The organism is Polaribacter sp. 20A6 (assembly GCF_011378915.1).
Taxonomy (GTDB): Bacteria; Bacteroidota; Bacteroidia; order Flavobacteriales; family Flavobacteriaceae; genus Polaribacter; species Polaribacter sejongensis.
The window spans coordinates 149,397-172,931 of the sequence record NZ_WTPZ01000006.1; the positions used below are offsets into that span (position 1 = coordinate 149,397).

The 23,535-nt window shown below is 30.8% G+C and carries 22 protein-coding genes and 1 tRNA gene; 15 read left to right on the forward strand and 8 right to left on the reverse strand.

All coding sequences use genetic code 11. The features are described 5' to 3' along the window. Positions 1–39 precede the first annotated feature (39 nt). Positions 40–2,001: a heavy metal translocating P-type ATPase gene (locus tag GQS57_RS14860; protein ID WP_165733656.1), complete on the forward strand. Its 1,962-nt coding sequence runs from the start codon at positions 40–42 to the stop codon at positions 1,999–2,001. A gap of 123 nt (positions 2,002–2,124) precedes the next feature. Here the strand turns inward: GQS57_RS14860 and GQS57_RS14865 are convergent, their stop codons facing one another. Both GQS57_RS14865 and sucC read right to left on the reverse strand, forming a co-directional pair. Next, positions 2,125–2,688 carry a hypothetical protein gene (locus GQS57_RS14865; protein ID WP_165733657.1) on the reverse strand — a complete coding sequence of 188 codons (564 nt, stop codon included), beginning with the start codon at positions 2,686–2,688 and terminating at the stop codon, positions 2,125–2,127. A gap of 98 nt (positions 2,689–2,786) precedes the next feature. Next, positions 2,787–3,983 (reverse strand): ADP-forming succinate--CoA ligase subunit beta, encoded by a 1,197-nt coding sequence (gene sucC / locus GQS57_RS14870; RefSeq protein WP_165733658.1) that lies wholly within the window; start codon positions 3,981–3,983, stop codon positions 2,787–2,789. A 237-nt stretch (positions 3,984–4,220) separates the two neighbouring features. Between sucC and GQS57_RS14875 the strand changes: the two genes are divergently transcribed. The 10 genes from GQS57_RS14875 (at position 4,221) to GQS57_RS14920 (ending at position 13,948) form a co-directional block, all read left to right on the forward strand. Then, on the forward strand, positions 4,221–6,644 hold the full coding sequence (locus tag GQS57_RS14875; protein ID WP_165733659.1) for a DUF5916 domain-containing protein: 2,424 nt from the start codon (positions 4,221–4,223) through the stop codon (positions 6,642–6,644). Positions 6,645–6,752: 108 nt separating this feature from the next. Further along, complete coding sequence (locus GQS57_RS14880) at positions 6,753–7,415, forward strand: ABC transporter ATP-binding protein (RefSeq protein ID WP_165733660.1); 663 nt, start codon at positions 6,753–6,755, stop codon at positions 7,413–7,415. Positions 7,416–7,460: 45 nt separating this feature from the next. Beyond that, the gene (locus GQS57_RS14885; protein WP_165733661.1) at positions 7,461–8,006 is read left to right on the forward strand and encodes a CPBP family intramembrane glutamic endopeptidase; all 546 of its coding nucleotides are present in this window, start codon (positions 7,461–7,463) and stop codon (positions 8,004–8,006) included. A gap of 6 nt (positions 8,007–8,012) precedes the next feature. Beyond that, positions 8,013–8,777 carry a TIGR02757 family protein gene (locus tag GQS57_RS14890; protein WP_165733662.1) on the forward strand — a complete coding sequence of 255 codons (765 nt, stop codon included), beginning with the start codon at positions 8,013–8,015 and terminating at the stop codon, positions 8,775–8,777. Between the two features lie 199 nt (positions 8,778–8,976). Further along, entirely contained in the window at positions 8,977–10,926 is a 1,950-nt protein-coding gene (locus GQS57_RS14895; RefSeq protein ID WP_165733663.1) for a BatA domain-containing protein, read from the forward strand. Beyond that, complete coding sequence (locus tag GQS57_RS14900; RefSeq protein WP_165733664.1) at positions 10,923–12,176, forward strand: dihydroorotase family protein; 1,254 nt, start codon at positions 10,923–10,925, stop codon at positions 12,174–12,176. Before GQS57_RS14895 ends, GQS57_RS14900 begins: the two co-directional genes overlap by 4 nt. A gap of 5 nt (positions 12,177–12,181) precedes the next feature. Further along, positions 12,182–12,508: a hypothetical protein gene (locus tag GQS57_RS14905; protein ID WP_165733665.1), complete on the forward strand. Its 327-nt coding sequence runs from the start codon at positions 12,182–12,184 to the stop codon at positions 12,506–12,508. Positions 12,509–12,529: 21 nt separating this feature from the next. Further along, positions 12,530–13,171 carry an alpha/beta hydrolase gene (locus GQS57_RS14910; protein WP_165733666.1) on the forward strand — a complete coding sequence of 214 codons (642 nt, stop codon included), beginning with the start codon at positions 12,530–12,532 and terminating at the stop codon, positions 13,169–13,171. 191 nt (positions 13,172–13,362) lie between these two features. Next, positions 13,363–13,809, forward strand: a complete 447-nt coding sequence (locus GQS57_RS14915) for a GNAT family N-acetyltransferase (protein WP_165733667.1) — start codon at positions 13,363–13,365, stop codon at positions 13,807–13,809. A 66-nt stretch (positions 13,810–13,875) separates the two neighbouring features. Beyond that, a tRNA-Gly gene (locus tag GQS57_RS14920) sits at positions 13,876–13,948 on the forward strand. Positions 13,949–14,015: 67 nt separating this feature from the next. On the opposite strand, the gene ppk2 (GQS57_RS14925) is transcribed toward GQS57_RS14920, so the two are convergent. After that, on the reverse strand, positions 14,016–14,795 hold the full coding sequence (gene ppk2 / locus GQS57_RS14925) for a polyphosphate kinase 2 (protein ID WP_165733668.1): 780 nt from the start codon (positions 14,793–14,795) through the stop codon (positions 14,016–14,018). 7 nt (positions 14,796–14,802) lie between these two features. Next, positions 14,803–15,657, reverse strand: a complete 855-nt coding sequence (gene ppk2 / locus GQS57_RS14930) for a polyphosphate kinase 2 (RefSeq protein ID WP_165733669.1) — start codon at positions 15,655–15,657, stop codon at positions 14,803–14,805. Positions 15,658–15,750: 93 nt separating this feature from the next. Here ppk2 (GQS57_RS14930) and GQS57_RS14935 point away from each other — a divergent pair, with 93 nt between their 5' ends. Next, entirely contained in the window at positions 15,751–16,701 is a 951-nt protein-coding gene (locus GQS57_RS14935) for a lipid A deacylase LpxR family protein (protein WP_165733670.1), read from the forward strand. A 35-nt stretch (positions 16,702–16,736) separates the two neighbouring features. Here GQS57_RS14935 and GQS57_RS14940 read toward each other — a convergent pair whose 3' ends face one another. Beyond that, positions 16,737–18,161, reverse strand: coding sequence for an ATP-dependent RecD-like DNA helicase (locus GQS57_RS14940; protein WP_165733671.1), 1,425 nt, complete (start codon positions 18,159–18,161; stop codon positions 16,737–16,739). A 105-nt stretch (positions 18,162–18,266) separates the two neighbouring features. Here GQS57_RS14940 and GQS57_RS14945 point away from each other — a divergent pair, with 105 nt between their 5' ends. Genes GQS57_RS14945 through GQS57_RS14955 form a run of 3 tightly spaced genes read left to right on the forward strand, consistent with a single transcriptional unit; the run spans position 18,267 to position 20,342 of the window. Continuing rightward, positions 18,267–19,001, forward strand: coding sequence for a hypothetical protein (locus tag GQS57_RS14945; RefSeq protein ID WP_165733672.1), 735 nt, complete (start codon positions 18,267–18,269; stop codon positions 18,999–19,001). Beyond that, a complete protein-coding gene (locus GQS57_RS14950; RefSeq protein ID WP_205860278.1) occupies positions 18,970–19,806 on the forward strand; it encodes a DUF3822 family protein in 837 nt (278 codons plus the stop codon). Before GQS57_RS14945 ends, GQS57_RS14950 begins: the two co-directional genes overlap by 32 nt. Next, positions 19,803–20,342 carry an RsmD family RNA methyltransferase gene (locus tag GQS57_RS14955; RefSeq protein ID WP_165733673.1) on the forward strand — a complete coding sequence of 180 codons (540 nt, stop codon included), beginning with the start codon at positions 19,803–19,805 and terminating at the stop codon, positions 20,340–20,342. The genes GQS57_RS14950 and GQS57_RS14955 overlap by 4 nt, the downstream gene beginning before the upstream one ends. A 78-nt stretch (positions 20,343–20,420) precedes the next feature. On the opposite strand, the gene GQS57_RS14960 is transcribed toward GQS57_RS14955, so the two are convergent. From GQS57_RS14960 to GQS57_RS14970, 3 genes are read right to left on the reverse strand one after another with little or no spacing between them, the layout of a single operon-like run. After that, positions 20,421–21,374, reverse strand: a complete 954-nt coding sequence (locus GQS57_RS14960) for a MoxR family ATPase (protein WP_165733674.1) — start codon at positions 21,372–21,374, stop codon at positions 20,421–20,423. Next, positions 21,374–22,756, reverse strand: a complete 1,383-nt coding sequence (locus tag GQS57_RS14965; RefSeq protein ID WP_165733675.1) for a peptidylprolyl isomerase — start codon at positions 22,754–22,756, stop codon at positions 21,374–21,376. Before GQS57_RS14965 ends, GQS57_RS14960 begins: the two co-directional genes overlap by 1 nt. Next, entirely contained in the window at positions 22,722–23,507 is a 786-nt protein-coding gene (locus GQS57_RS14970; protein ID WP_240915495.1) for a hypothetical protein, read from the reverse strand. The genes GQS57_RS14965 and GQS57_RS14970 overlap by 35 nt, the downstream gene beginning before the upstream one ends. Positions 23,508–23,535 lie beyond the last annotated feature (28 nt).

Below are 23,535 nucleotides of genomic sequence, written 5' to 3' on the forward strand. Positions count from 1 at the left end.
TGAATTTTATAGCATCTTTGAGTTATAATTAAAAGCATTATGAAAAAAAAGCAACTCAATTTAAGAGATATAAAACCAAGTTCAGATAAAGAGCATCATCACCACCATGATGATGACGGCCATAATCACGATGGAGATACAGGTGGTTTTAAAGCCTATATTCCGGCAATTGTAAGTTTTACAATGTTGATGACTGGAATTACCTTTGATTATTTTGATATTTCTTTTTTTAAAGATTGGGTCAGAATTATTTGGTACGGAATCGCATATATACCGGTTGGACTTCCCGTAGTTAAAGAAGGTTGGGAAAGTATTAAAAAAGGAGCTGTTTTTACCGAGTTTTTCTTAATGTCTATCGCAACTGTTGGAGCATTTGTTATTGGCGAATATCCAGAAGGTGTTGCGGTAATGTTATTTTATGCAGTTGGCGAATTGTTTCAAAGTGCCGCAGTAAATAGCGCAAAAGGAAACATCAAAGCATTGTTAGATGTCCGCCCTAAAGAAGCCAATGTTTTTAGAAACGAAAAAATAGAAAGCGTAACTCCTGAAGAAGTAGCTATTGGAGAGAGAATTCAGGTTAGAGTTGGTGAGAAAATTCCATTAGATGGTATTTTAACTTCAACAAAAGCATCTTTAAATACTGCAGCGTTAACTGGAGAAAGCAAACCGAATACCCTTACAAAAGGTGATACTGTATTTGCTGGAAGTATTAATTTAGAAAACGTAATTGAAGTTGAAGTAACCAAAGAATTTAAAGACAGTTCTATTGCTAGAATTTTAGATTTGGTACAAAATGCGACAGCCCGTAAATCTAAAACGGAATTGTTTATCAGAAAATTCGCACGAATTTACACACCAATTGTAGTGTATTTAGCGATTGCCGTAACATTCTTACCGTACTTTTTTGTAGCTAATTATGTGTTTACAGATTGGTTATATAAAGCCTTAATCTTCCTAGTAATTTCTTGTCCTTGTGCTTTGGTTATTTCTATTCCGTTAGGTTATTTTGGCGGATTAGGGGCTGCTTCTAAAAACGGAATCTTATTTAAAGGAGCTTCATTTCTAGATACTATGACTAAAATAAATACGCTAGTTTTAGACAAAACAGGAACTGTAACAAAAGGTGTTTTTAAAATAACAAACATTAAAACAATTGGTTGGGAAGAAAAGGAATTTATGAAATACCTCTTTGCCATAGAAGAACAATCTACACACCCAATTGCCAAAGCTATTTTAGAATATAAAGCAGATACTCCACATTTTAAAGCAACTGAAGTCTCGGAAATTGCAGGAAAAGGTTTAAAAGGAACCGTTAATGAAAGAGATATTTTGGTTGGAAACAAAGCTTTAATGACTACTCATAAAATTGAAGTTCCGCAAGAAGTTAAAACCATTGTAGAATCGATCGTTTTAGTTGCTATTGACGGAGTCTTTGCTGGTTATGTAGTAATTGCAGATGAATTAAAAAACGATGCAAAACAAACCATTATCAACCTACATAAAATTGGTATTGAAAACATTATAATGCTTTCTGGTGATAAAGATTCTATTACTCAAAAAGTAGCATCAGAATTAGGTATTAAAATCGCCAAAGGCGGATTATTACCAGAAGACAAATTACACGAAGTAGAGCTTTTAAAGCAAAATCCTGCAAATAAAATCGCTTTTATTGGTGATGGTATTAATGACGCACCCGTTTTAGCTACAAGTGATGTTGGTATTGCCATGGGCGGTTTAGGGAGTGATGTTGCCATTGAAACAGCTGATGTTATTATTCAGACAGATCAACCTTCTAAAGTAATAAAAGCGATAAAAATAGGACGTTCTACACGACAAATCGTATGGCAGAACATTGCACTCGCTTTTGGTGTAAAATTAATTGTAATGATTTTGGGTGCTGGAGGTTTGGCAACCATGTGGGAAGCTGTCTTTGCTGATGTAGGTGTTGCTTTACTAGCAATTTTAAACGCTGTTAGATTGCAAAAAATGCATTGGGATTAAAGATTATATTCTTCACTTTATTTCAAAAAAAACGTCTCAAAGAAATGAAACTTAATTCATTTTCTTTGAGACGTTTTTAAAGACCTTTAAACTTCTTAACTTTTATAGTCTCTACTATTAAGTTTAGTTTTCACTACCCCAAGGAGCAGAAGGTGTTTCAATTTCTTTTGTGGTATCAAACTTTACAGAAAAGTACCTTTCAGAACCAATTCTTCTTAGACTATATGTAAAACTTGTTTTATCAATAGTTACCCACCAAACATTGGTTGCTGCTGCCGGAATTAAATCTGCAGTTAGTTTATCCGCAGGAAAAACTTGAAGATTCGCTAATCCAACATTCGAACTCATACCTCCATATTGTGTAATTTTATATTCTGATCCATCTTTGTGCCTATGATCGTGTTTTAACTGAATCAAATTATCTTTATCCATTGTAAAAACCCACGTTCTAGATTTGTCATCACCCACAAAAAAAGGAATTCTAATGGTATTTTCTTCACAAGAACGCACATGCATTACTAATTTCTCACCAGTAAAACCATCGCCTTCTTTTCCGCCTGCAACAATTTCTCCTTCATAAGATTTGCCACAATGTGTTGTTAAAGCATCCCAAAACACTACAGAATTTGGCACACCTTGTGCTAATAATTGAATTGGTAACAATAATAGAAACACTAATTTTCTCATATTTTAATTTTAAATAATCGGATGAAGATACACTTTTTAAGCATAAAAAAACGCCTCATTTACATGAGGCGTTTTAAATATTTATAAAACTTTAAATATTAAGCTCCTAAAACTTCAGCAACTTTATCTGCAGCTTCTTGAAATTCTGTAGCAGAAATAATTTCCATTCCAGAATTGTCAATTAATTCTTTTGCTTCAACAGCATTTGTACCTTGTAATCTACAAATAATTGGCACAGTAATTTTGTCTCCCATACTTTTGTAAGCATCTACAACACCTTGTGCAACTCTGTCACAACGTACAATACCTCCAAAAATGTTTACTAAAATTGCTTTTACATTCGGGTCTTTTAAGATAATACCGAAAGCAGTTTCAACTCTAGCTGCATCTGCAGTACCACCAACGTCTAAAAAGTTAGCAGGCTCTCCTCCAGATTCTTTAATTAAATCCATAGTTCCCATTGCTAAACCAGCTCCGTTTACCATACAACCAACGTTTCCATCTAAATCTACATAGTTTAAACCTGCAGCTTTTGCTTCAACTTCAATTGGGTTTTCTTCACGTAAATCACGCATTGCTGCATAATCTTTATGTCTGTATAATGCATTTTCATCTAAAGAAACTTTAGCATCAACTGCCATAATTTTAGAATCAGATGTTTTTAAAACTGGATTAATTTCAAACATAGCAGAATCTGAACCAATATACGCTTTGTATAAATTGGTAACAAATTTTGTCATTTCTTTAAAAGCAACTCCAGATAAACCTAAGTTAAAAGCAACTTTACGTGCTTGAAAAGGCATGATTCCTAATAAAGGATCAATTTCTTCAGTAAAAATTAAGTGCGGAGTTTCTTCTGCAACAGTTTCAATATCCATTCCACCTTCTGTAGAATACATAATCATGTTTTTACCAGTTGCTCTGTTTAATAAGACAGACATATAGTACTCATCTGGCTCAGAATCTCCAGGATAATATACATCCTCACAGATTAAAACTTGATTCACTAATTTTCCTTCTGCAGAAGTTTGAGGAGTAACTAACATCATTCCTAAAATATCATCAGAAATACTTTTTACTTCGTCTAAGTTTTTAGCCAACTTAACTCCACCACCTTTACCACGACCACCTGCGTGAACTTGTGCTTTAATTACATGCCAACCAGTTCCTGTTTCTTCTGTAAGCTTTTTCGCAACTTCTACTGCCTCAGCAGGAGTACTTGCAACAATTCCACGTTGTATTCTAACGCCAAAACTGTTTAATATTTCTTTTCCTTGATATTCGTGTAAGTTCATCTGTAAATGTTTAAAACGGAATCAAAAATACAAATTCATATATAAAAAGGTGCAAAGTTTCTATTAAAAATTTATTAATGCTATTTATCTTAAATTTTCTAGAGATATTTTATTACAAATAAGTGTAACATTTTAACACGATACACGTCTTTATAATAACGAGCAAAATAGACTCATGTATCTAAAACAGAAAAAAGATATTGGTTTTGTACGTACAGATAATCAACCAAAAATTATATGTTTAAAAGAATTATTTTACTACTTATTGCAGTGTTATCAATAGCTCAGCTATCTGCTCAAAATAAAAAAAACAGAAAAACTATTAAAACCACAAGGGTTAAAAAGACGCCTAAAATAGATGGTCTTTTAAATGATGTAGTATGGGAAATGGCAGAAGTTTGTACTGACTTTGTTGACTTAAGACCTAATAATGGTAAATTGGTTTCAGAAGAATATCAAACAACTGTTAAAGTTATTTATGATGATGATGCCATCTATATTTCTGCTCAAATGAACGATCCAGACCCAGAAGGCATTCCGCAAGAGTTTGCAACAAGAGATAATTTTAGTATTTCAGACTTCTTTTTGGTTACCATAAACCCTAACGACGATGGTCAGAATCCTTTTGAATTTCTAGTACAAACTACCGGAAACCAAGCTGATGCTAAAGTTTCTAACGGAGATGAAGACTTTAATTGGAGTGCTGTTTGGGAAAGTGCTGCAAAAATTAATGATAAAGGTTGGGCAGTAGAAATGAAAATTCCCTACAGAGCAATTCGTTTTGCTAACAGACCTATACAATCTTGGGGATTTAATTTCCACCGAAGGTTAGAAAAATTAAACGCCCAACATACCTGGACGCACATTGACAATGCTGTTGGAAGATGGACGCAATACGATGGTTTAATTGAAGATTTTAGGGACATTAAACCACCAACAAGATTAAACCTTTACCCATATGCTTCTGCAACTGCCAATACTTTTGAAGGACATACAAAATATGATTGGAGTGTTGGAATGGATATTAAATATGGTTTAACTGAAAATTTCACCTTAGATGCGACACTAATTCCAGATTTTAGTCAGGTTGGTTTTGATAATGTTGAATTAAATTTAGGTCCTTTTGAACAACAATTCACAGAACAAAGACAATTTTTTACAGAAGGAACCGAATTATTTAACAAAGCAAATCTTTTTTATTCCAGAAGAATTGGAAGTTCACCTATCGATCAATTTAATGTAGAAAACACTTTATCTACCGATGAAGAAATTACAGATTACCCTAGTAAAGTAACCATGTTAAATGCTATTAAGGTTTCTGGAAGAACAAAAGGCGGACTGGGAATTGGATTTTTTAATGCCATTACAGAAAAAACAGAAGCAACTATAAAAAATAATGCTACTGGAGATTCAAGAAAGGAAGTGATAGACCCTTTTACAAACTACAATATTTTAGTTTTAGACCAACAGTTTAATCAGAATTCTACGGTAACATTAATCAACACAAATGTTACAAGAGATGGCAGGTTTAGAGATGCGAATGTAACTGCTTTAGATTGGCACATAGAAACAAAAGATAGTAAATACAATGCGGACGGTTCTGTTAAAATGAGTAACATTTCCGACGATGTTAACAACCCAAACACTGGGTATACATTTGATAATAGCTTCGGATATAATTCTGATCACTGGAATTGGGAATTGGGTTATAATTTTGAAAACAAAGATTTTAACCCGAACGATTTAGGAATTCTTTTTAGCAACAACGAACAATCTATTTATGGTAGCGCAGGTTGGCGAACTTTACAACCAACCAAAAATTACAATTGGTATAATATTTACTACTACAACAATGCTAATTTTCAACATTATTCAGGCATTTATACTGGTTTTACTGCTAGCGCAGGAATTGAAGCCCAAACAAGGAATCGATTTACTTTTGGAGGAAACTTAAATTACAACACAGAAGAAAAAGACTTCTTTGAACCTAGGCAAGGATCTACAAGTGGCATTTATTTTCTACAACCAGAAAGAAAAAATATAAATATTTGGATTTCTACCAACTCTCAAAAAAAACTAGAAGTAAATGCTGATGTTTATTATTCTGCTTATAATAATTATAGCAAAGCAGCTTACGGCTTTAGCATTGCACCTCGTTATAGATTTACAAATCAGTTTTCTTTACAATATCAATTAGATTATAATAAAACGAATAACGATTTAGGTTTTGTAGACGAAGTAAATACAAATATTATCTTCGGTAAAAGAGATCGGAAAAACTACACCAACACCATTGCTGGTAAATATAGTTTTAGCACCAATTCTTCGTTATCTCTTAGTTTTAGACATTATTGGGGCGCTGTGAACTATAACGATTACTACAATCTTAACACAAACGGAGGATTAAACTCAAACGCAACCTATAATAGCGATAATGTAAACTTTAATAGCTGGAATTTAGACTTGAGTTACATTTGGCAATTTGCTCCTGGAAGTCAGTTAATTGCTTTTTACAGAAATGCAATTTTTAATGAAGACACAAACGCAGACTTAAATTTCAGCAAAAATCTAGACAACTTGTTTGAGGAATCACAAAGACATACATTTTCTTTAAGACTCGTTTATTTTATTGATTATAATAAATTGAAAAATATATTTTAAAACTTCGTACCTTATAAAGACAACGGATATTCTTAACAACTAAGGATATCCGTTTTTTTATGAGTAAAATTAAAGTCTTTTTTATACATTCGTAACAAAGTTATATGTATGATAATTGGTAAAAACATTCACAAATATTATGGGGATGTAGAAGTTTTAAAAGGAGTAGATTTACACATAAAAAAAGGAGAAATTGTTGCTATTGTTGGTCCTTCTGGAGCAGGAAAAACAACCTTACTTCAAATTTTAGGTACTTTAGACAAACCTCAAAAGGACGAAAACTTCGAATTGAAACTAAATAATGTTTCATTAAAGAACCTTGCAGACAAAAAGCTTTCTTCCTTTAGAAACCAACATATTGGCTTTATTTTTCAATTTCATCAATTATTGCCAGAGTTTACAGCATTAGAAAATGTTTGTATTCCTGCTTTTATTGCTAAAAAATCGAAATTAGAAACAGAGACAAGAGCTAAAGAAATACTTACTTTTTTAGGATTATCGCACAGAATAAGCCACAAACCCAACGAACTTTCTGGAGGAGAACAACAAAGAGTTGCCGTTGCCAGAGCATTAATTAACAATCCTTCTGTTATTTTAGCTGATGAACCTAGTGGAAACCTAGATAGCGAGTCTGCAAAAAACTTACACGAGCTGTTCTTTAAATTACGTGATGAATTTGGACAAACCTTTGTAATTATTACGCATAATGAAGAATTGGCAGACATGGCAGATAGAAAATTAACCATGATTGACGGTAAAATTATAGAATAGTGTAACATTTCTAAGTTTAATACTACTTATAAATAAACCTAGATAATGAAAGAAACCTTTAACAATGTAATTAGCTATTTAAAAAACCCAATACCAGGAGAAGATCCCAATAAAAATGCTGGGTATCGCATTAAAATACTCTTTCACCTATTTATTATTAGCATAGTAACTAGCATTATAATCACTCCTTTATTCAGTTTAATTCAAGAACTACAACTGGTAGATTTTGAAACGCATAAATTAGAAGAAATGTTTAAAGACATGTCTTTTATTAAAATTCTATTATTGGGTTCTGTCCTTACTCCTATTTTAGAAGAAACCTTCTTTAGAGCACCAATTACTATTTTTGTAAAACCAAAATCGTTTAAATACTCTTTTTATATTTTTACACTAATTTTCGGTTTCATACATATTAGCAATTTTGAAATCACCACAAACGTTTTATTACTCTCTCCTATATTAATCTTACCACAATTATTAGTTGGTGGTTATTTTGGATATATAAGAGTAAAATTTGGCTTATTATGGGCGATGTTACTTCATGGAAGTTATAATGGTTTTTTATTTTTAATAAGTTTTTTATTTGAGTAGATAGATATGAAGAAATCAGAATTAAAAGAGTTTTTAGACGAGAAGGTAGTTCTATATAACACCCCTAATTTTATTGAATCTGACCCAATTCAGATTCCGCATTTGTTCACAAAAAAGGAAGATATTGAAATTTCAGGCTTTTTAACGGCAACTATTTCTTGGGGAAACCGAACCATGATTATTAAAAATGCCACTAAAATGATGGATTATTTTGATCATTCTCCTTTTGATTTTGTGATGAATCATCAAGAAAATGATTTAAAATCTCTTGAAAATTTCGTGCACAGAACTTTTAATGCAATCGATTTACAACAATTTATAAAGTCTTTAAAACACATTTACACACATCATCAAGGATTAGAAAACGTGTTATTAGTTGATGAGAAACAGACAGATTATAAGCATGCAATTCATCATTTAAAACAAGTTTTTTTTGAAGTTGACCATCAGCAAAGAACTCAAAAACACATCTCAGATCCATTAAAAAATTCGGCCGCAAAAAGGATAAATATGTTCTTAAGATGGATGGTTAGAAACGATAATTCCGGGGTAGATTTTGGCATTTGGAAAACCCACAAACCAGCAAATTTATCATGTCCATTAGATGTACATTCTGGTAATGTTGCACGTAAATTAAAACTACTTTTAAGGAAACAAAATGACTGGAAAGCACTTTCTGAATTAGATACAAACTTGCGAAAACTAGATCCAAATGATCCTGTAAAATATGATTTTGCTTTGTTTGGCTTAGGTGTTTTTGAAAAGTTTTAACAACTCTTAAAACTCTTAAAAAAGATAAATAAAGCAATTTAGCACACCTAATTTAAAGTTCCTTTTCATCCCTTGTGCTGCTATTTCTATTTTCAAATTAAAGGCTATTATTTCGTTTTAATTTCAAAAGATTATCTTTCACATTTCTAAATCTATTTTTTAAATTTAACTTTTTTCGAATCACATCTAAACATGATAAATGCAATTTAAAAACCCAGAAATATTATACTTTTTAGCACTGTTAATCATACCGATTATAGTGCATCTTTTTCAACTACAAAGGTTCGTAAAAGTGCCTTTTACAAATGTTGCTTTTTTACAAAAACTAGCACAACAAACACGTAAAAGTTCACATATAAAAAAGTGGTTAATCCTAGGTACAAGAATGCTTTTATTTACCGCCATTATTTTTGCTTTTTCACAACCTTATTTCAGTAACAAAACAGCGAACAAAAAACAACATAATTTCATCTATTTAGACAATTCTTTAAGTACAAATACAAAAGGAGAAAGAGGGAATTTATTACAAATAGCAGCTCAAGAAATTATAGAAAACGTATCAGAAAAAGATGTATATTCGCTGCAAACAAATTCTAATTTCTACGACAGAATAACAAAGTCCGAACTAAAAAACGTTCTATTACAGGTTAAAGAAACTTCAAAAAAATTAGATTTACCGACTGTTTTACTAAAATTCGACTCAAAAACAAAAAGTAAAACCAACACTCTAAATAGAATAATACTAATATCTGATTTTCAGAATACTTATAAAAATGAGTTTACAAATGTAACACCCCTTATTTCAGCAATAAATCTAGAATCTTCCATAAAAAACAACATTTCTATAGACAGTGTTTTCGCTACTGATTATAGCGGCAATAATTTCACACTCAATGTTCTTGTAAAAAACCAAGGAGAAGCAAAAAACAACATTCCTGTTGCTGTTTACAACAACAATAAACTAATTAGTAAACTCTCCTCCTCTTTTAAAAAAGACACTTTAGAAACCATTCAATTTAAAGTCCAAAATCAAGCAGAATTTAACGGTAAAATAGTCATTAATTTTAGCGATACTTTTGCCTTTGATAATGTGTTTTATTTCACCTTAAAAAACGACCAAAAAATCAATATTTTATCAATAGGATCTCAGGCAGATTTTCTTTCAAAAATTTACACAGAAAACGAATTTAACCTCACACAATCTATAGTCCAAAACACCAACTACAATTCCATTTTAAAACAGCAATTAATTATTCTAAATGAAGTAGAAAATATATCTGAAATACTATCTAAAAAAATTATTGAATTTTCTAAAAACGGAGGAAGTCTTGTAATTATTCCACATAAAAACTTGAATATTAACTCCTACAATTCTCTGTTTAAAAATTTAAGTTTAGGGAAAATTCAACCTAAAAAAACAGACAGTTTAAAAATTACAAACATCAATTACAAGCATCCATTTTTTCAAAATGTATTTTCAAAAAAAGTGACAAATTTTCAATACCCAACAGTGCAACATTATTATCCTTTCTCTTCAAATAATAAAAGTACAATTGTAGCTTTTGAGAACGGAAGTTCTTTTATTTCTCAAATTAAAAATGGAGAAAATAACACCTTCTGGATTTCGAGTTCTCTTGATATAAAAAACAGCAATTTTATAAATTCTCCTTTAATAGTTCCTATGTTTTACAACTTCGGAAAAATGAGTTTTAAACACCCTAAATTATTCTATAGAATTGCATCAGAAAACACCATTGATATTGAAACAAATATTGAAAAAGACAAAGTGTTAAAAATTGCAAATCATGAAAATTCTTTTATTCCGTTGCAAAAGAAATTTCAAAATAAAGTAAGCATCACTACAAAAGAACAACCATTAAAATCTGGCATATATAGCATCCTACAAAATACAGATACCATTCAAAAAATTGCATACAATTATGCCAAGGAAGAAAGTTTGTTAAATTTTCTGGATTTAAATGAACTAAAGGAAACCAATCAAAATATTACAGTTTCTAATTCAGTTGCAGACGTTTTTAAAAAAATCAACAAAAAAAATGAAGTTCATTGGCTTTGGAAATGGTTTTTATCGTTGGCAATTGTATCTTTGCTTTTAGAAATTTTGATTTTAAAATTCTATAAACCATGACTACGCTTTTAAAATCGGCAACGATTATAGACACTTCAAGCCCATATCATCATCAACAAAAAGATATTTTAATTACCAACGGAATCATTACTAAAATTGAGGATTCTATAGATGACAACAATTATCAAGTGGTAACGCTAGATAACTTGCATGTTTCTTGTGGTTGGTTCGATACGAGTGTTTCTTTTGGAGAACCTGGCTATGAAGAACGAGAAAATATTAAAAACGGCCTAAACGTAGCTGCAAAAAGTGGCTTTACCGCTGTAGCAGTAAATGCAAACTCAAACCCGGTAATAGATAACAAGGCTGCTGTTGAGTACTTAATACACAAAGCAAACGGATTCGCCACAAGCCTCTACCCTATTGCAGCGCTAACGCAAAACAGCGAAGGAGTTGATATGGCAGAATTGTATGATATGCAACAATCTGGCGCCATTGCTTTTGCAGATTACAACAAACCAATCGCAAAAGATAATTTGATGAAAATTGCACTTTTGTACGCTCAGAATTTTGACGGCTTAATTTTTAGCTTTCCTAAAAACAACTCTATTGCAGGAGAAGGAATTGCAAATGAAGGCGTTAATAGCACCAGATTAGGATTAAAAGGAAGTCCTGCTTTAGCTGAACACATACAAATTGCAAGAGATTTATATTTATTAGAATATACAGGTGGAAAATTACATATTCCAACTATTTCTACCACAAAATCTGTTGAGCTAATTAAAGAAGCTAAAAAGAAAGGATTGCAAGTTACCTGCAGTGTCTCTGTACATCACTTAACTTTATCTGACGACGAATTACATGGTTTTGACAGTAACTTTAAGGTTAACCCTCCTTTGAGAACTAAAACCGATTTAAAAAGCCTAATAAAAGGAATTAAATCTGGAGTTATCGATATTATCACTTCAGACCACAATCCTATTGACATAGAGCATAAAAAATTAGAATTTAGTGAAGCAAAAGACGGAACCATTGGGTTAGAAAGTGCTTTTGGTGCAATTAATTCAGTTTTAGGTTTAGAAGATTTCATAGAAAATATTACAAGCAAACCAAAAGCTATTTTTGGTATAGAAAACCTTACTATTCAAGAAAACAATAAAGCTGAAATTACTTTATTCAATCCTGAACAGAATTACACTTTTACAAAAGAGGATATTTTATCAACCTCTAAAAACAGCGCTTTTTTAGATAAAAAATTAAAAGGAAAAGCCTACGGAATTTACGCTAACAATCAATTAATATTAAAATAAACAGCATGCAAAATCAAACAGCAAACGAAGGAAAAACAATGGCAATTATAAGTCATTTTTGGATTATAGGTTTAATCATCGCTTTTTTCATGAACAACAGCACAAAGAATTCTTTTGCTAATTTTTACATCAGACAAATGATAGGCTTAAACTTAATTCAATTTTTAAACGGATGGATTATCTATAACTACCTAGGAAATACAGCAGGAATAATTGTAAGTACTATTTTATTGGTTTTATGGGTTATTTCATTAATGGGAGCTGTTAAAGGTGAAGAAAAAATTATTCCTGTAGTTGGAGATCAGTTTCAAGAATGGTTTAAGAACATATAATTAGATTAAAAAGGAATATAAATGAGCGATTTACAATACATAGTTAGGCAACCAAAAACAATAGCTGAAAACCCGCCATTATTAATTTTATTACATGGTTACGGAAGTAATGAACAAGATTTATTCTCTTTTGCTGAAGAATTACCAGATGAATTTTTAATTATCAGCGCACAAGCACCTAATACACTGGGTGCCGGTAGTTATGCTTGGTACGCTATTAATTTTGATGATGTAAATGGTAAGTTCTCAGATTTAAAACAAGCAAAAGAATCTATAGATAAAATTGCCATTTTTATTGATGAGATAAAAGAAAAATACAATACAGCCTCAGACAAAACTTTTTTATTAGGTTTTAGTCAAGGTGCTATATTAAGTTATTCTTTAAGTTTTTTCTACCCAAATAAAGTACAGCATGTAATTGCATTAAGTGGTTACATTAACACAGAACTACTACCTGCATCTATTCCTAAAGAGATTAAAACAGACTACTATTGCTCTCATGGTTCTGTAGACCAAGTTTTACCTATAGAATGGGCTCGAAAAAGCAAACCTTTCTTAGATAATTTAGATTTTAAAAACGCATACTCAGAATATCCGGTAGGTCATGGAGTTGCACCTCAGAATTTTTACAGCTTTAAAACTTGGATTGAAGAACGTTTATAGGTTTATTTATTTTAGACTTTTAAAAACTGTACACCGAATCAATTTAAAGACATATAAAGAACCTCAAACATTCGTTTGAGGCTTTTTATTTACAAACAAATTAAACTCAGCAATAGACAGGAATCTATCTTATTGATAAATTTGAACCACAAATAAAACCCAACAATACATTTACCATTAAATTATAAAGCATGAATACGCTAATAAAAGTAATTGAAGCAGAAGAAATTTTGACAATAATTCCGCTTTTAACAAAATTAAATTCAAAAACTCCTTTAGAAATATTAAAAGAGAGAGTTGTAGAAACTTCAAAAAACACAAATTACGAATGCATTGGCTTATATGTTGATGAAAAATTAGTGGGAATATCTGGACTTTGGTACACCACCAGACATTATATAGGGAAGTCTGCAGAACCAGATCATGTAATTATAGACGACTCTATCCGCGGACAAGGACTTGGTAAACAACTCTTTAAATGGATAGATAACCATGTTAAAAACAAAGGTTGTGAAGCTATAGAATTAAATGCTTACTCAGGTAATACGAAGTCTCATAAATTCTATTATAATGAAGGATACGACATTTATGGCTTTCATTTTTTAAAGGTATTAAGAGCCGATAAAAAATTTTATTAATTTTTTCAAAAAAAAAGCTTGCGGAACTCAAAAAACATATTATATTTGCAACCGCTTACCAATAATGCGAAAGTAGCTCAGTTGGTAGAGCGTCAGCCTTCCAAGCTGAATGTCGCCGGTTCGAACCCGGTCTTTCGCTCAAAAGACTTCATATTAAAATATGAAGTCTTTTTTTTGCTTAAAAAATAAAAAAGATTTAGAGGTTTTTAAACCTCTAAATCTTTATCATAAGGAATACGATTTAAAATGTGATTAATTACATTTACACGCGCTTCTGTTTTTCTATTTGCTCTAATTATCTTCCAAGGAGAAATAGCTGTATTTGTTTTCTCAAACATTGCCTTTTTGTACTCTGTATAATCGTCCCAAAGCAATTGCGCCTTTTCATCTAACTTAGTCATTTTCCATTGCTTTAATGGATCACTTTTTATGTCTGCAAAACGTTTTGCTTGTTCTTTCTTAGAAATAGACATATATATTTTAACCAAATGAATTCCCGACTCTAAAATCATTCTTTCGAAATCATTTACTTGATTCATAAAGATTTTATATTCCTCTTGTGTACAAAAGTCATTAACAGGCTCTATAACCGCTCTATTGTACCAACTTCTATCAAAAAACACCATTTCCCCTGCTTTTGGAAACTGTTCTACATATCTCTGAAAATACCATTGAGACTGCTCATCTTCCGACGGTTTGGGCAGCGCAACAATACGCATGTGACGCGGATTGATACGTTCTGTTAATCTCCTGATTGCTCCTCCCTTACCTGCAGCATCTCTACCCTGAAAAACAATAATTATCCTTTCATTATTATTAATGGCCCATTTTTGTAAACGAATCAATTCTACTTGCAAGTCCTCAAGCTTCCTTTGATAATCTACATATCTAATGGCTCTTTCTATATTTAAAGGTTCTTTAGACAAAAGCGCTAACAAACCTTTCTTAGAATTTAGTTTTTTTAAATTTTTAGGTGATATTTCCATATTAAATTTAATCTATATTAGTATTAGATCTATAATAACGCATTACAACATTAGGATCTGGGGTTAATACTGTTTTTGCTTCTTTATCCTCATAATCAAACTGAGATAATACGTGCCTAATAGCTTCTAACCTTGCTACTTTTTTATCATTCGTTTTTATCATCATCCAAGGACTGTACGAGGTATGAGTTTTTGAGAACATTTCACCCTTATAATGTGTATATCTGTCCCAAAGAATTTGACCTTGCTTATCCACAGGACTAAATTTCCATCTTTTTAATGGATTTTCTTTTCTGCCTTCAAAACGCTTTAGTTGCTCATCTTTACTAATTGATAACCAAAATTTAATAATAACAACCCCGTCTTCGTACATCATATGCTCAAACTCGGGCACTTGCACTAAAAACTCTTTATATTGTTGGTCTGAACAAAACCCCATTACAGGTTCCACAACCGCTCTATTATACCAGCTTCTATCAAAAAACACAATTTCACCTGGGTTTGGCAACTCCTTTATATAACGTTGAAAATACCATTGTCCTTTTTCTATTTCTGTAGGTTTGTTTAAAGCCACCAATCTACTAGAACGTGGGTTTAGGTGCTCCATAAATCTACGAATATTACCACCTTTACCAGCGGCATCTCTTCCTTCAAAAATAATTGCAACACGCTTGTTGTTATTAGAAATCCATCTTTGTAATTTAACAAGCTCTATTTGAAGTAACCTTAGCTCTTCATTATAAATAATTGTTTTCTTTACTTTCTTACAAGCAGCATTCTTTTCACCTATAAGTGCTAATAACTCTTGATTGCTTTTAACATTCTGAAAGTCTTCTGAACTTAATCCTTCTTTAATTTCCATAAATTCTATTTACTCGGACTAAAATAACTACTTTTTTTTAGAAATACATTAAAAAAAAATCATTTTAAATAAGTTATTTTATATTTGTTACTTATGAAATACTTTATACTTAGTCTAGTTGTCTTTATATCGTCATATACTATTGCTCAAGAAAAATTCTCAAAAGAAATTAGCCTAATCACAGATAACGATTTATACGTTTCTACCGTTAGAGATCGATATTATACAAGTGGAATTTTCTTAAGCTACAGCTATCTTTCTATAAATAAAAAAGAGTCTTTGGATAAACGAATTTTAGAATGGAAAATAAATCAAGAAATGTATACTCCTTTTAAAGCTACAGTTCAAAACGCTAGCAATCACGACAGACCTTTTGCGGGCTATCTATATGGGAGCTTCGGCATAAAAAGAATCTATAAGAACAATCAAATTTTTAACACTACTGCTCAAATTGGAGTAATAGGCAGTAATTCTTACGCAGAAGAATTACAAGAATTGATACATAATGTTTATGGCTTTAAAGAAGCAATAGGTTGGGAATATCAAATAAAAAATGCTTTAGCTTTAAATTTTAATGCGGAGTATTTAAAAACGATTGTAAACAACCAAAACCAGCTTTTTGACATCACTTGGACCAACAATGTAAATTTAGGTTCTGTCTACACAAATATTTCTACAGGAGTTTATAGTAGAATTGGATTAAAACCTCTTCAGAAATTAGCTAATTCAATTGCATTTGATACAAACCTAAATAACGAACAAACTAATTACTTTAGAGAAGTTGAATCTTTTTTCTACATAAAACCAATGTTGAGTTACGCAGTTTATGACGCAACTTTACAGGGAAGTTTCCTAAACAAAACAAGCCCAATTACCAACGATTTAAAGCCAATTGTCTTTCACCTAGAATTAGGATTAAAATTTACCGCAAACCGCTTTAACTTTGGATACTCATTTCATTACAACACAAGCAAATCTAAAGATTTACGATTTACAAATGGACATAGATACGGTCGCATCGCAATTAATTACCTACTGAAATAGCCTAATTTCAATTAACAAAAAAAAAGAGCTCGCAACTACTCCTTAAAAAACTCATCTTTAAAACCGATTAAATACAATTTTTCTTGCGCTCTAGTTAATGCCGTATACAACCACCTGTAATACTCTTTAGACACTCCTTCTGGTAAATAAGGTTGTTCTATGAATACTGTTTTCCACTGCCCTCCTTGAGATTTATGACAGGTCATAGCATAAGAGAACTTAACTTGTAATGCATTAAAAAACAAATTCTTTTTAATTTCTAAGAACTGTTTAGACTTCGATTTTAAGTGCGCGTAATCTTCCTTTACTGCCTGATACAATTTATTAGATTCCTCATAAGTTAAAGAAGGGGTCTCACTCGTTAAAGTATCTAACAATAAAACGGTTTCAAAAGGCTGCATTTCTGGGTAATCAATCATACTTACTTCTACTTCTGCAAATTTGAAACCATACAATTCTTTAATAGAAAATATTTTTAAGACCTCGCAAATATCTCCATTAGCAATAAAACCTGCGGTGGAATTTTCTTTTAACCAGAAATAATTATTTTTTACTACCATTATATAATCACCAGCAGAAATTTCATTTTCTTGACCACGAATTTTCATTCTAATTTGTTGATTGTAGTCATTCGCTCTTTTATTAGAACGCACAATAAACGCAGTATCCTCTACCCCATCACTTTCATAAGCAGTAACCAATGCATCTTCTATATCATAACCATCATCTAATCTAACAATATCTGGAAAATCGACATCAAACTTAAAATTAATAGCATCATTCTGAATCATCAACCTCAATAAGGTAGCATTTGCAAGAATTCCAGAATCTTCATGCTGACGCATAACTTCATCTAATTCAATTTCTGTTACATTCTTATGATAATCATACACCAAAGTATCTTCTTCTAAAGCAGGACTAATATTTAACTTTACAGGTGGTAATTGAGCAGTATCACCTATAAATATCAATTTACACTGATGACCAGAGTACACATATCTAATTAAATCGTCTAATAATGAACCAGAATCAAATAATTGCTGGTTTTGTCTACTATCTGGAATCATAGAAGCTTCATCCACTATAAAAATAGTATTTCTATGCTTATTGGGCTGCAAAACAAAACCTACACCTCCATTTGACTGTTTTTTAGGAAAATATATTTTTTTATGAATTGTAAATGCAGGTCTTTTAGAATATACAGAAATTACTTTTGCAGCTCGTCCTGTTGGCGCTAGTAAAACTGCTTTCTTGCCAATAGCTCCCAAACTATTAACATAAGCACTAATACTTGTTGTTTTACCGGTACCAGCGTACCCCTTTAATAAAAACAACGCATCTGTATCTTCCGTAAAGCTAAAGTCGCTTAAAAGATTTAATAATTTATTCTGCTTCGTTGTTGGTGAAAATTGAAATTTTTTCAATAATTCTACGTAAAAATCGGCTCTTTTATTTATCATATAAAAATTAATACAACAAAGATACATTGATTTGTAAATAAAAGTTTTTATCATAAAAAAAAAATTGTAGATTTGCCTAAGGACTATTAAAAAAAATACTTAACAATGGGATTACTTGGAATGATTTTGGCAGCTGTTTTAGTTGCAATATTACTAGCTTTTATTATAGTTAAATTTTTACCATTAAAACTAAGGTGGATTGCCTCTATATTACTTTTGGCATTAACCGCTTTTTTAGTTTCTAAAATATACTACGGTATTATGGAGCCAATTATTTTTAACAAAACCAAAGTTGTTAAGTACAGCAAAGTTGTTGATAAATTAAAAATAATTAGAGATGCAGAAGTTAAACATTTTGAAGTAACAGGAGCATACACTAAAGACAAAAATGCTTTATTGAAATTTATTGACACTGCTAGATTAGCTTTAACAGAAACAAAAACTGTTGTTGAAAAAGAAGATAGAGGTGGTGGAATTATCATTGATGTAGAAAAAAAGAAAGTAGATACTATCGGTTACGAGCCAGTTTCTAAATACTTTAAAGGTAAAAACTACAAAGAGATGTTTAAAGTACCTGGTGTAGACGGAAAAGAGTTTGATATTGAAGTAGGAACAGTAGAAAAAGTACCTGGAATGGTGGTACCAACTTTCTATGTGAAAACAGATAAAAAAGACATTTTAAAAGGAATGAATGAATCTCTTTTAAAACAAGAATTAGAGCAAGTAGCTACAGATCAAATTAAAGGAGAATATGTTTCTGTAGGTTCTTTAGACGAAGTTTCAACTGGTGGTAACTGGCCTCCTGCTTATGATAAAAAAGATCGTGATCAAGAAGAATAGTAGAAATACTGTAACACACTCAAAAGATACAAAGTTATCCATCCAATTTAATTTGGATGGATTTTCTTTTTGTATCATAAACAATACTACAAAAGAAACTAATTACTTTTCTGAATATGTTTTTAAAGAAAAACAATTAACTCCAGAGAACCTATTAAAGAAAATAGAAGAAATATTTAAAACAGATATACACTTACAAAAAGATTTTTCTTCTGTTTTAGTTATTCATCAAAACAATTTATTTTCATTAGTACCTAATCAATATTTTTCTGAAGACGTACTTTCTGAATATCTTAACTTTAATATTAAAACATTAGCTACAGATTTTATTGCATATGATGACATAGAAAGCATCAATGCAAAAAATGTATATGTGCCTTATGTAAATATTAATAATTACTTATTTCAAAATTTTGGAGAGTTTGAATACCAACATCATTTAACTATTTTAATTGAAAAATTAATTTCAGCTAATAATTCTGATGATAAAAAGGTATTTGTAAATGTTTCTAAAGAAAATTACGACATTGTTGTACTAGAAAATAAACAATTGCAATTTTCAAATTCATTTAATTTTCAAACAAAAGAAGATTTTATCTATTATATCTTATTTACATTCGAACAATTAAAGTTAGATGTAGAGAAAATAGGTTTATTTTTTACGGGAGATATTGAGCCAGAATCTGAAATTTACAAAATAACGTATCAATACATTAGAAATGTTTCCTTTTTAGAAAGCAATAACAAAATTTTTAATGAATTAGATGCTTCTAAACATTCTAATTATATACTTTTAAATTCATGAGAATAATTTCTGGAAAACACAAAAGTAGACGTTTATCAGCGCCTAAGAACTTACCTGTTCGCCCTACAACAGATATGGCAAAAGAATCGTTGTTTAACATATTAAACAACACGTATTTCTTTGATAGTATTGCTGTAATAGACCTTTTTTCTGGTACAGGAAACATTAGCTACGAATTTGGTTCTAGAGGAACAAAAGATATTTACGCTATAGATGCACACTTTGGATGTATAAAATACATCAACGAAACAGCTAAAGTTTTAGAACTGCCAATAAATACTTTTAAAAGTGATGTTTACAAGTTTTTAGAAAAGACTTCTTTACAAGCAGATGTTATTTTTGCTGATCCACCTTACGATTTTGAAGAAGAACAATTTTTAAAAATAGTAGATTTAGTTTTTACTAGAAAACTACTAAAGGAAGAAGGTGTTTTAATTGTTGAACACTCTAAACATACAGACCTTTCTAAACATGAAAACCACAGCTATGATAAGCGATACGGAGGAAATGTATTTAGTTTCTTTGAAAACGAATAATTCTCATCAATTAAAATTTTACTCATAAAAAAACACGGAAAATGCCGTGTTTTTTTATGTTTGAAAAATATAATATATCTACAAAAGAGACTTTATAATATCTGCAACCGTAATTCCCTCTGCCTCTGCTTTGTAATTTTTTACAATTCTGTGCGATAAAATAGGGATTGCCACTGCTTTCACATTCTCTATATCCGGAGAAAACTTTCCATTTACAGCTGCATGTGCTTTTGCTGCTAAGATTAAGTTTTGAGAAGCTCTTGGTCCTGCTCCCCAATCTAAGTAAGATTTTACTAAATCTGTTGCTTCTTTAGATTTTGGTCTTGTTTTACCAACTAAACCAACTGCATATTCTATAACATTATCTGCAACAGGAATTTTACGTATTAGTTTTTGAATTTCAACAATTTCTTCCGCAGAAAATAATGGATTTATAGTGGCATTTTTATTGCCTGTTGTACTTTTTACAACTGCTACTTCTTCTTCAAATGAAGGATATTCTAAATAAATAGAAAACATAAATCGATCTAATTGAGCTTCTGGTAAAGGATAAGTTCCTTCTTGCTCTATTGGATTCTGCGTTGCTAATACAAAGAATGGTAAATCTAATTTATAATGATTTCCAGAAACCGTTACAGAACGCTCTTGCATTGCTTCTAATAAAGCTGCCTGTGTTTTTGGTGGAGTTCTGTTAATTTCATCAGCAAGAATAATGTTAGAGAAAATAGGGCCTTTAATAAACTTAAAATGCCTGTTTTCGTCTAAAATTTCACTCCCTAAAATATCCGAAGGCATTAAATCTGGAGTAAACTGAATTCTTTTAAACCCCAATCCTAAAGCATCTGACACTGTATTTACTAATAAAGTTTTAGCCAAACCAGGTACACCAACTAATAATGAGTGACCTCCGCATAAAATAGATAGTAAAGTAAAATTAACAGCTTCATGCTGACCAATAATTACTTTACCTATTTCTGTTTTTAGCGCGTTGTATTTGTCTACTAAATCTTTTACAGCTTTAACGTCAGACATTATTTATTTACTGCTTTTTTCCAATTCTTATCAAACGTACATTTACTATGTGTAGGCCCAATGTTAATGTAAGTATCTTTTATTTTTTCTTTAGACCATTTTGTAATGGTTTCTTCTTTCTTTTTCTGAAGTGCTAATTGCTGTACTTTAACGTAATCATCAATAATATTTGCAACATGCGTATCTGTTCTACCTTTCATTAAAATGAATTTAAACATTTTATCTCCAGATCTTTCTTCATCATAAAAAGGGTCTGTCATTTCACCTTTTTTAAGATCACTAACTCTTGCATAAAAAGCAGGATCCATTCTTGTTAAATCGAATTTAGATTCTCCTGTAGATGGGTTAATAATAAGTCCACCACTATTTCTAGTGTCTTCGTCATCAGAATATTTTTTAACAGCTTCCTCAAAAGTTAAAGCTCCTTCTCTAATTTTTTGAACAATACTATCTGCTTTTACTTTAAGTTCATTCATTTTAGAATCCGGAACTTCTGGTTGCATTAAAATATGAGAAGCAACTCTTGTATTTCCTTTAACGGCATGCAATTGCATAATATGATAACCAAATTCTGACTTAAATGGTTTAGAAACTTGACCAATATCTAAAGTAAAAGCCATTTCTTTAAATTCTTTAATAAAAGCAGATTCTTTTGTTACCGAATATTCACCACCATTAGTAGTAACTCCTGGATCATCAGAATTAATAATCGCTTTCATTCTAAAGTTAGAACCGTCTTCTATTTCTTTTTTTAGTTCATTAAGTTTATTAATAACTCTCTCTACCTCTTGTTTTGTAGGCACTGCTGTTAAAACTATTTGAGCTAATTCTATTTCTGCAGGAAACTGAGGTAATTCCTCTTTTTCTTTTAATCCATTAAAATACAAACGAACTTCTTCTGGAGTAACATCTATTTTTTCAGTAATCTTTAATTGCTCTTTTTCAATTAAAAGGTTTTCTGTTTGAACCGTTGTTAATTCCTTTTTTAAATCTTCTAAATCATTAAAACCATACGCTTTAATTACTTTATCTACATCACCGTATTGTTGTGTAAAATACTGGATACTTCTCTCTACTTTTTCTGAAATTTCTGCATCTGAAACGGTAACACTATCTACAACTGCGTGATGTGCCATTAATTTCTGTTGCATTAATTCTTCTAGCATTTCGCAATCTGTAATTTGGACTTTACCTTCGCTTCTTACTTCTACTTCTTGCTTAAATTTAGCAATATCAGAATCTAAAACAATGTTTTTACCAATAACAACGGCTACACCATCTATTTTTACTTTTTGCGCCGAAGTTTGCAGTCCTAAAAAGCATAAGAATAATGCAAAAATTGATGATTTAATATATTTTAAAATTGTTGTTCTGTGTTGCATCTTTTACTATTATTTTTTCTATCTCTCTTAATAATTCAATTTTACGTTTATGTAAAATCATTTGTTCTATGGTTGGTGTAATATAACTTAATGGCGCAATAGAATTACGCTCTAACACGTCGTTTATAGCCACCAAATATAAACCTATTGAGTCTTGTTTTTCGATGAATTTTGTTTTTTTTAACAGTTTATCCTTGGAAAAAGGAAGTTTTAACAAAATGTTATCTAATTGCGTCCAAACAGAGTCGTTAAATTGATGTGATTTAAAACTCAACTCTTGTTTTTCTAATTTTTCTAAATCAGTAATATCATCCGATTTAAAAAGTTTTAAAATATTCTTTTTATCTTTAATATTATTATCTACATGAAGGTACCTTATTTTAACTAGCTCTTCATTTAGTTTAAAATTCTCCTTATTCAACATATAATATTCAGCTAATTCCTCTTCAGAAATAACAGTATCTAATTGTTGTTTTACAAGTTGTTCTTTAAAGTTATTAATTAATAGACTTTCTTTATAATCTTTTACTAGATTGTCTATTTGGTTTACCGTTTCTAAAGAAATATTATTCTTTGCTTTTTCTAACAAGAGTCTTTTAATTGCCCAATTTTGAATATAGCTTTTTACCAACACTAAGCTATCTACATTACTTATATTTTTAGGTAATACATTTGCTAAGTCTTCTTTAAAAAGTTTTTCCGCATTAACAGAAGCCACAACTTCTGAGGTGTTAACTTCTTTTTCTTTCATTGTAAAAAATTCACAAGAAGAAAATAGC

Excerpts from the sequence above, each read along its gene's own strand:
- GQS57_RS14865 (WP_165733657.1), bottom strand. The coding sequence starts at position 2,688 with ATGAGAAAATTAGTGTTTCTATTATTGTTACCAATTCAATTATTAGCA.
- GQS57_RS14880 (WP_165733660.1), top strand. The coding sequence starts at position 6,753 with ATGATAATTGGTAAAAACATTCACAAATATTATGGGGATGTAGAAGTT.
- GQS57_RS14900 (WP_165733664.1), top strand. The coding sequence starts at position 10,923 with ATGACTACGCTTTTAAAATCGGCAACGATTATAGACACTTCAAGCCCA.
- GQS57_RS14955 (WP_165733673.1), top strand. The coding sequence starts at position 19,803 with ATGAGAATAATTTCTGGAAAACACAAAAGTAGACGTTTATCAGCGCCT.
- GQS57_RS14970 (WP_240915495.1), bottom strand. The coding sequence starts at position 23,507 with ATGAAAGAAAAAGAAGTTAACACCTCAGAAGTTGTGGCTTCTGTTAAT.
- GQS57_RS14885 (WP_165733661.1), top strand. The coding sequence starts at position 7,461 with ATGAAAGAAACCTTTAACAATGTAATTAGCTATTTAAAAAACCCAATA.
- GQS57_RS14965 (WP_165733675.1), bottom strand. The coding sequence starts at position 22,756 with ATGCAACACAGAACAACAATTTTAAAATATATTAAATCATCAATTTTT.
- GQS57_RS14905 (WP_165733665.1), top strand. The coding sequence starts at position 12,182 with ATGCAAAATCAAACAGCAAACGAAGGAAAAACAATGGCAATTATAAGT.
- ppk2 (WP_165733668.1), bottom strand. The coding sequence starts at position 14,795 with ATGGAAATATCACCTAAAAATTTAAAAAAACTAAATTCTAAGAAAGGT.
- sucC (WP_165733658.1), bottom strand. The coding sequence starts at position 3,983 with ATGAACTTACACGAATATCAAGGAAAAGAAATATTAAACAGTTTTGGC.
- GQS57_RS14895 (WP_165733663.1), top strand. The coding sequence starts at position 8,977 with ATGCAATTTAAAAACCCAGAAATATTATACTTTTTAGCACTGTTAATC.
- ppk2 (WP_165733669.1), bottom strand. The coding sequence starts at position 15,657 with ATGGAAATTAAAGAAGGATTAAGTTCAGAAGACTTTCAGAATGTTAAA.
- GQS57_RS14890 (WP_165733662.1), top strand. The coding sequence starts at position 8,013 with ATGAAGAAATCAGAATTAAAAGAGTTTTTAGACGAGAAGGTAGTTCTA.
- GQS57_RS14960 (WP_165733674.1), bottom strand. The coding sequence starts at position 21,374 with ATGTCTGACGTTAAAGCTGTAAAAGATTTAGTAGACAAATACAACGCG.
- GQS57_RS14940 (WP_165733671.1), bottom strand. The coding sequence starts at position 18,161 with ATGATAAATAAAAGAGCCGATTTTTACGTAGAATTATTGAAAAAATTT.
- GQS57_RS14915 (WP_165733667.1), top strand. The coding sequence starts at position 13,363 with ATGAATACGCTAATAAAAGTAATTGAAGCAGAAGAAATTTTGACAATA.
- GQS57_RS14860 (WP_165733656.1), top strand. The coding sequence starts at position 40 with ATGAAAAAAAAGCAACTCAATTTAAGAGATATAAAACCAAGTTCAGAT.
- GQS57_RS14950 (WP_205860278.1), top strand. The coding sequence starts at position 18,970 with ATGATAAAAAAGATCGTGATCAAGAAGAATAGTAGAAATACTGTAACA.
- GQS57_RS14945 (WP_165733672.1), top strand. The coding sequence starts at position 18,267 with ATGGGATTACTTGGAATGATTTTGGCAGCTGTTTTAGTTGCAATATTA.
- GQS57_RS14935 (WP_165733670.1), top strand. The coding sequence starts at position 15,751 with ATGAAATACTTTATACTTAGTCTAGTTGTCTTTATATCGTCATATACT.
- GQS57_RS14875 (WP_165733659.1), top strand. The coding sequence starts at position 4,221 with ATGTTTAAAAGAATTATTTTACTACTTATTGCAGTGTTATCAATAGCT.
- GQS57_RS14910 (WP_165733666.1), top strand. The coding sequence starts at position 12,530 with ATGAGCGATTTACAATACATAGTTAGGCAACCAAAAACAATAGCTGAA.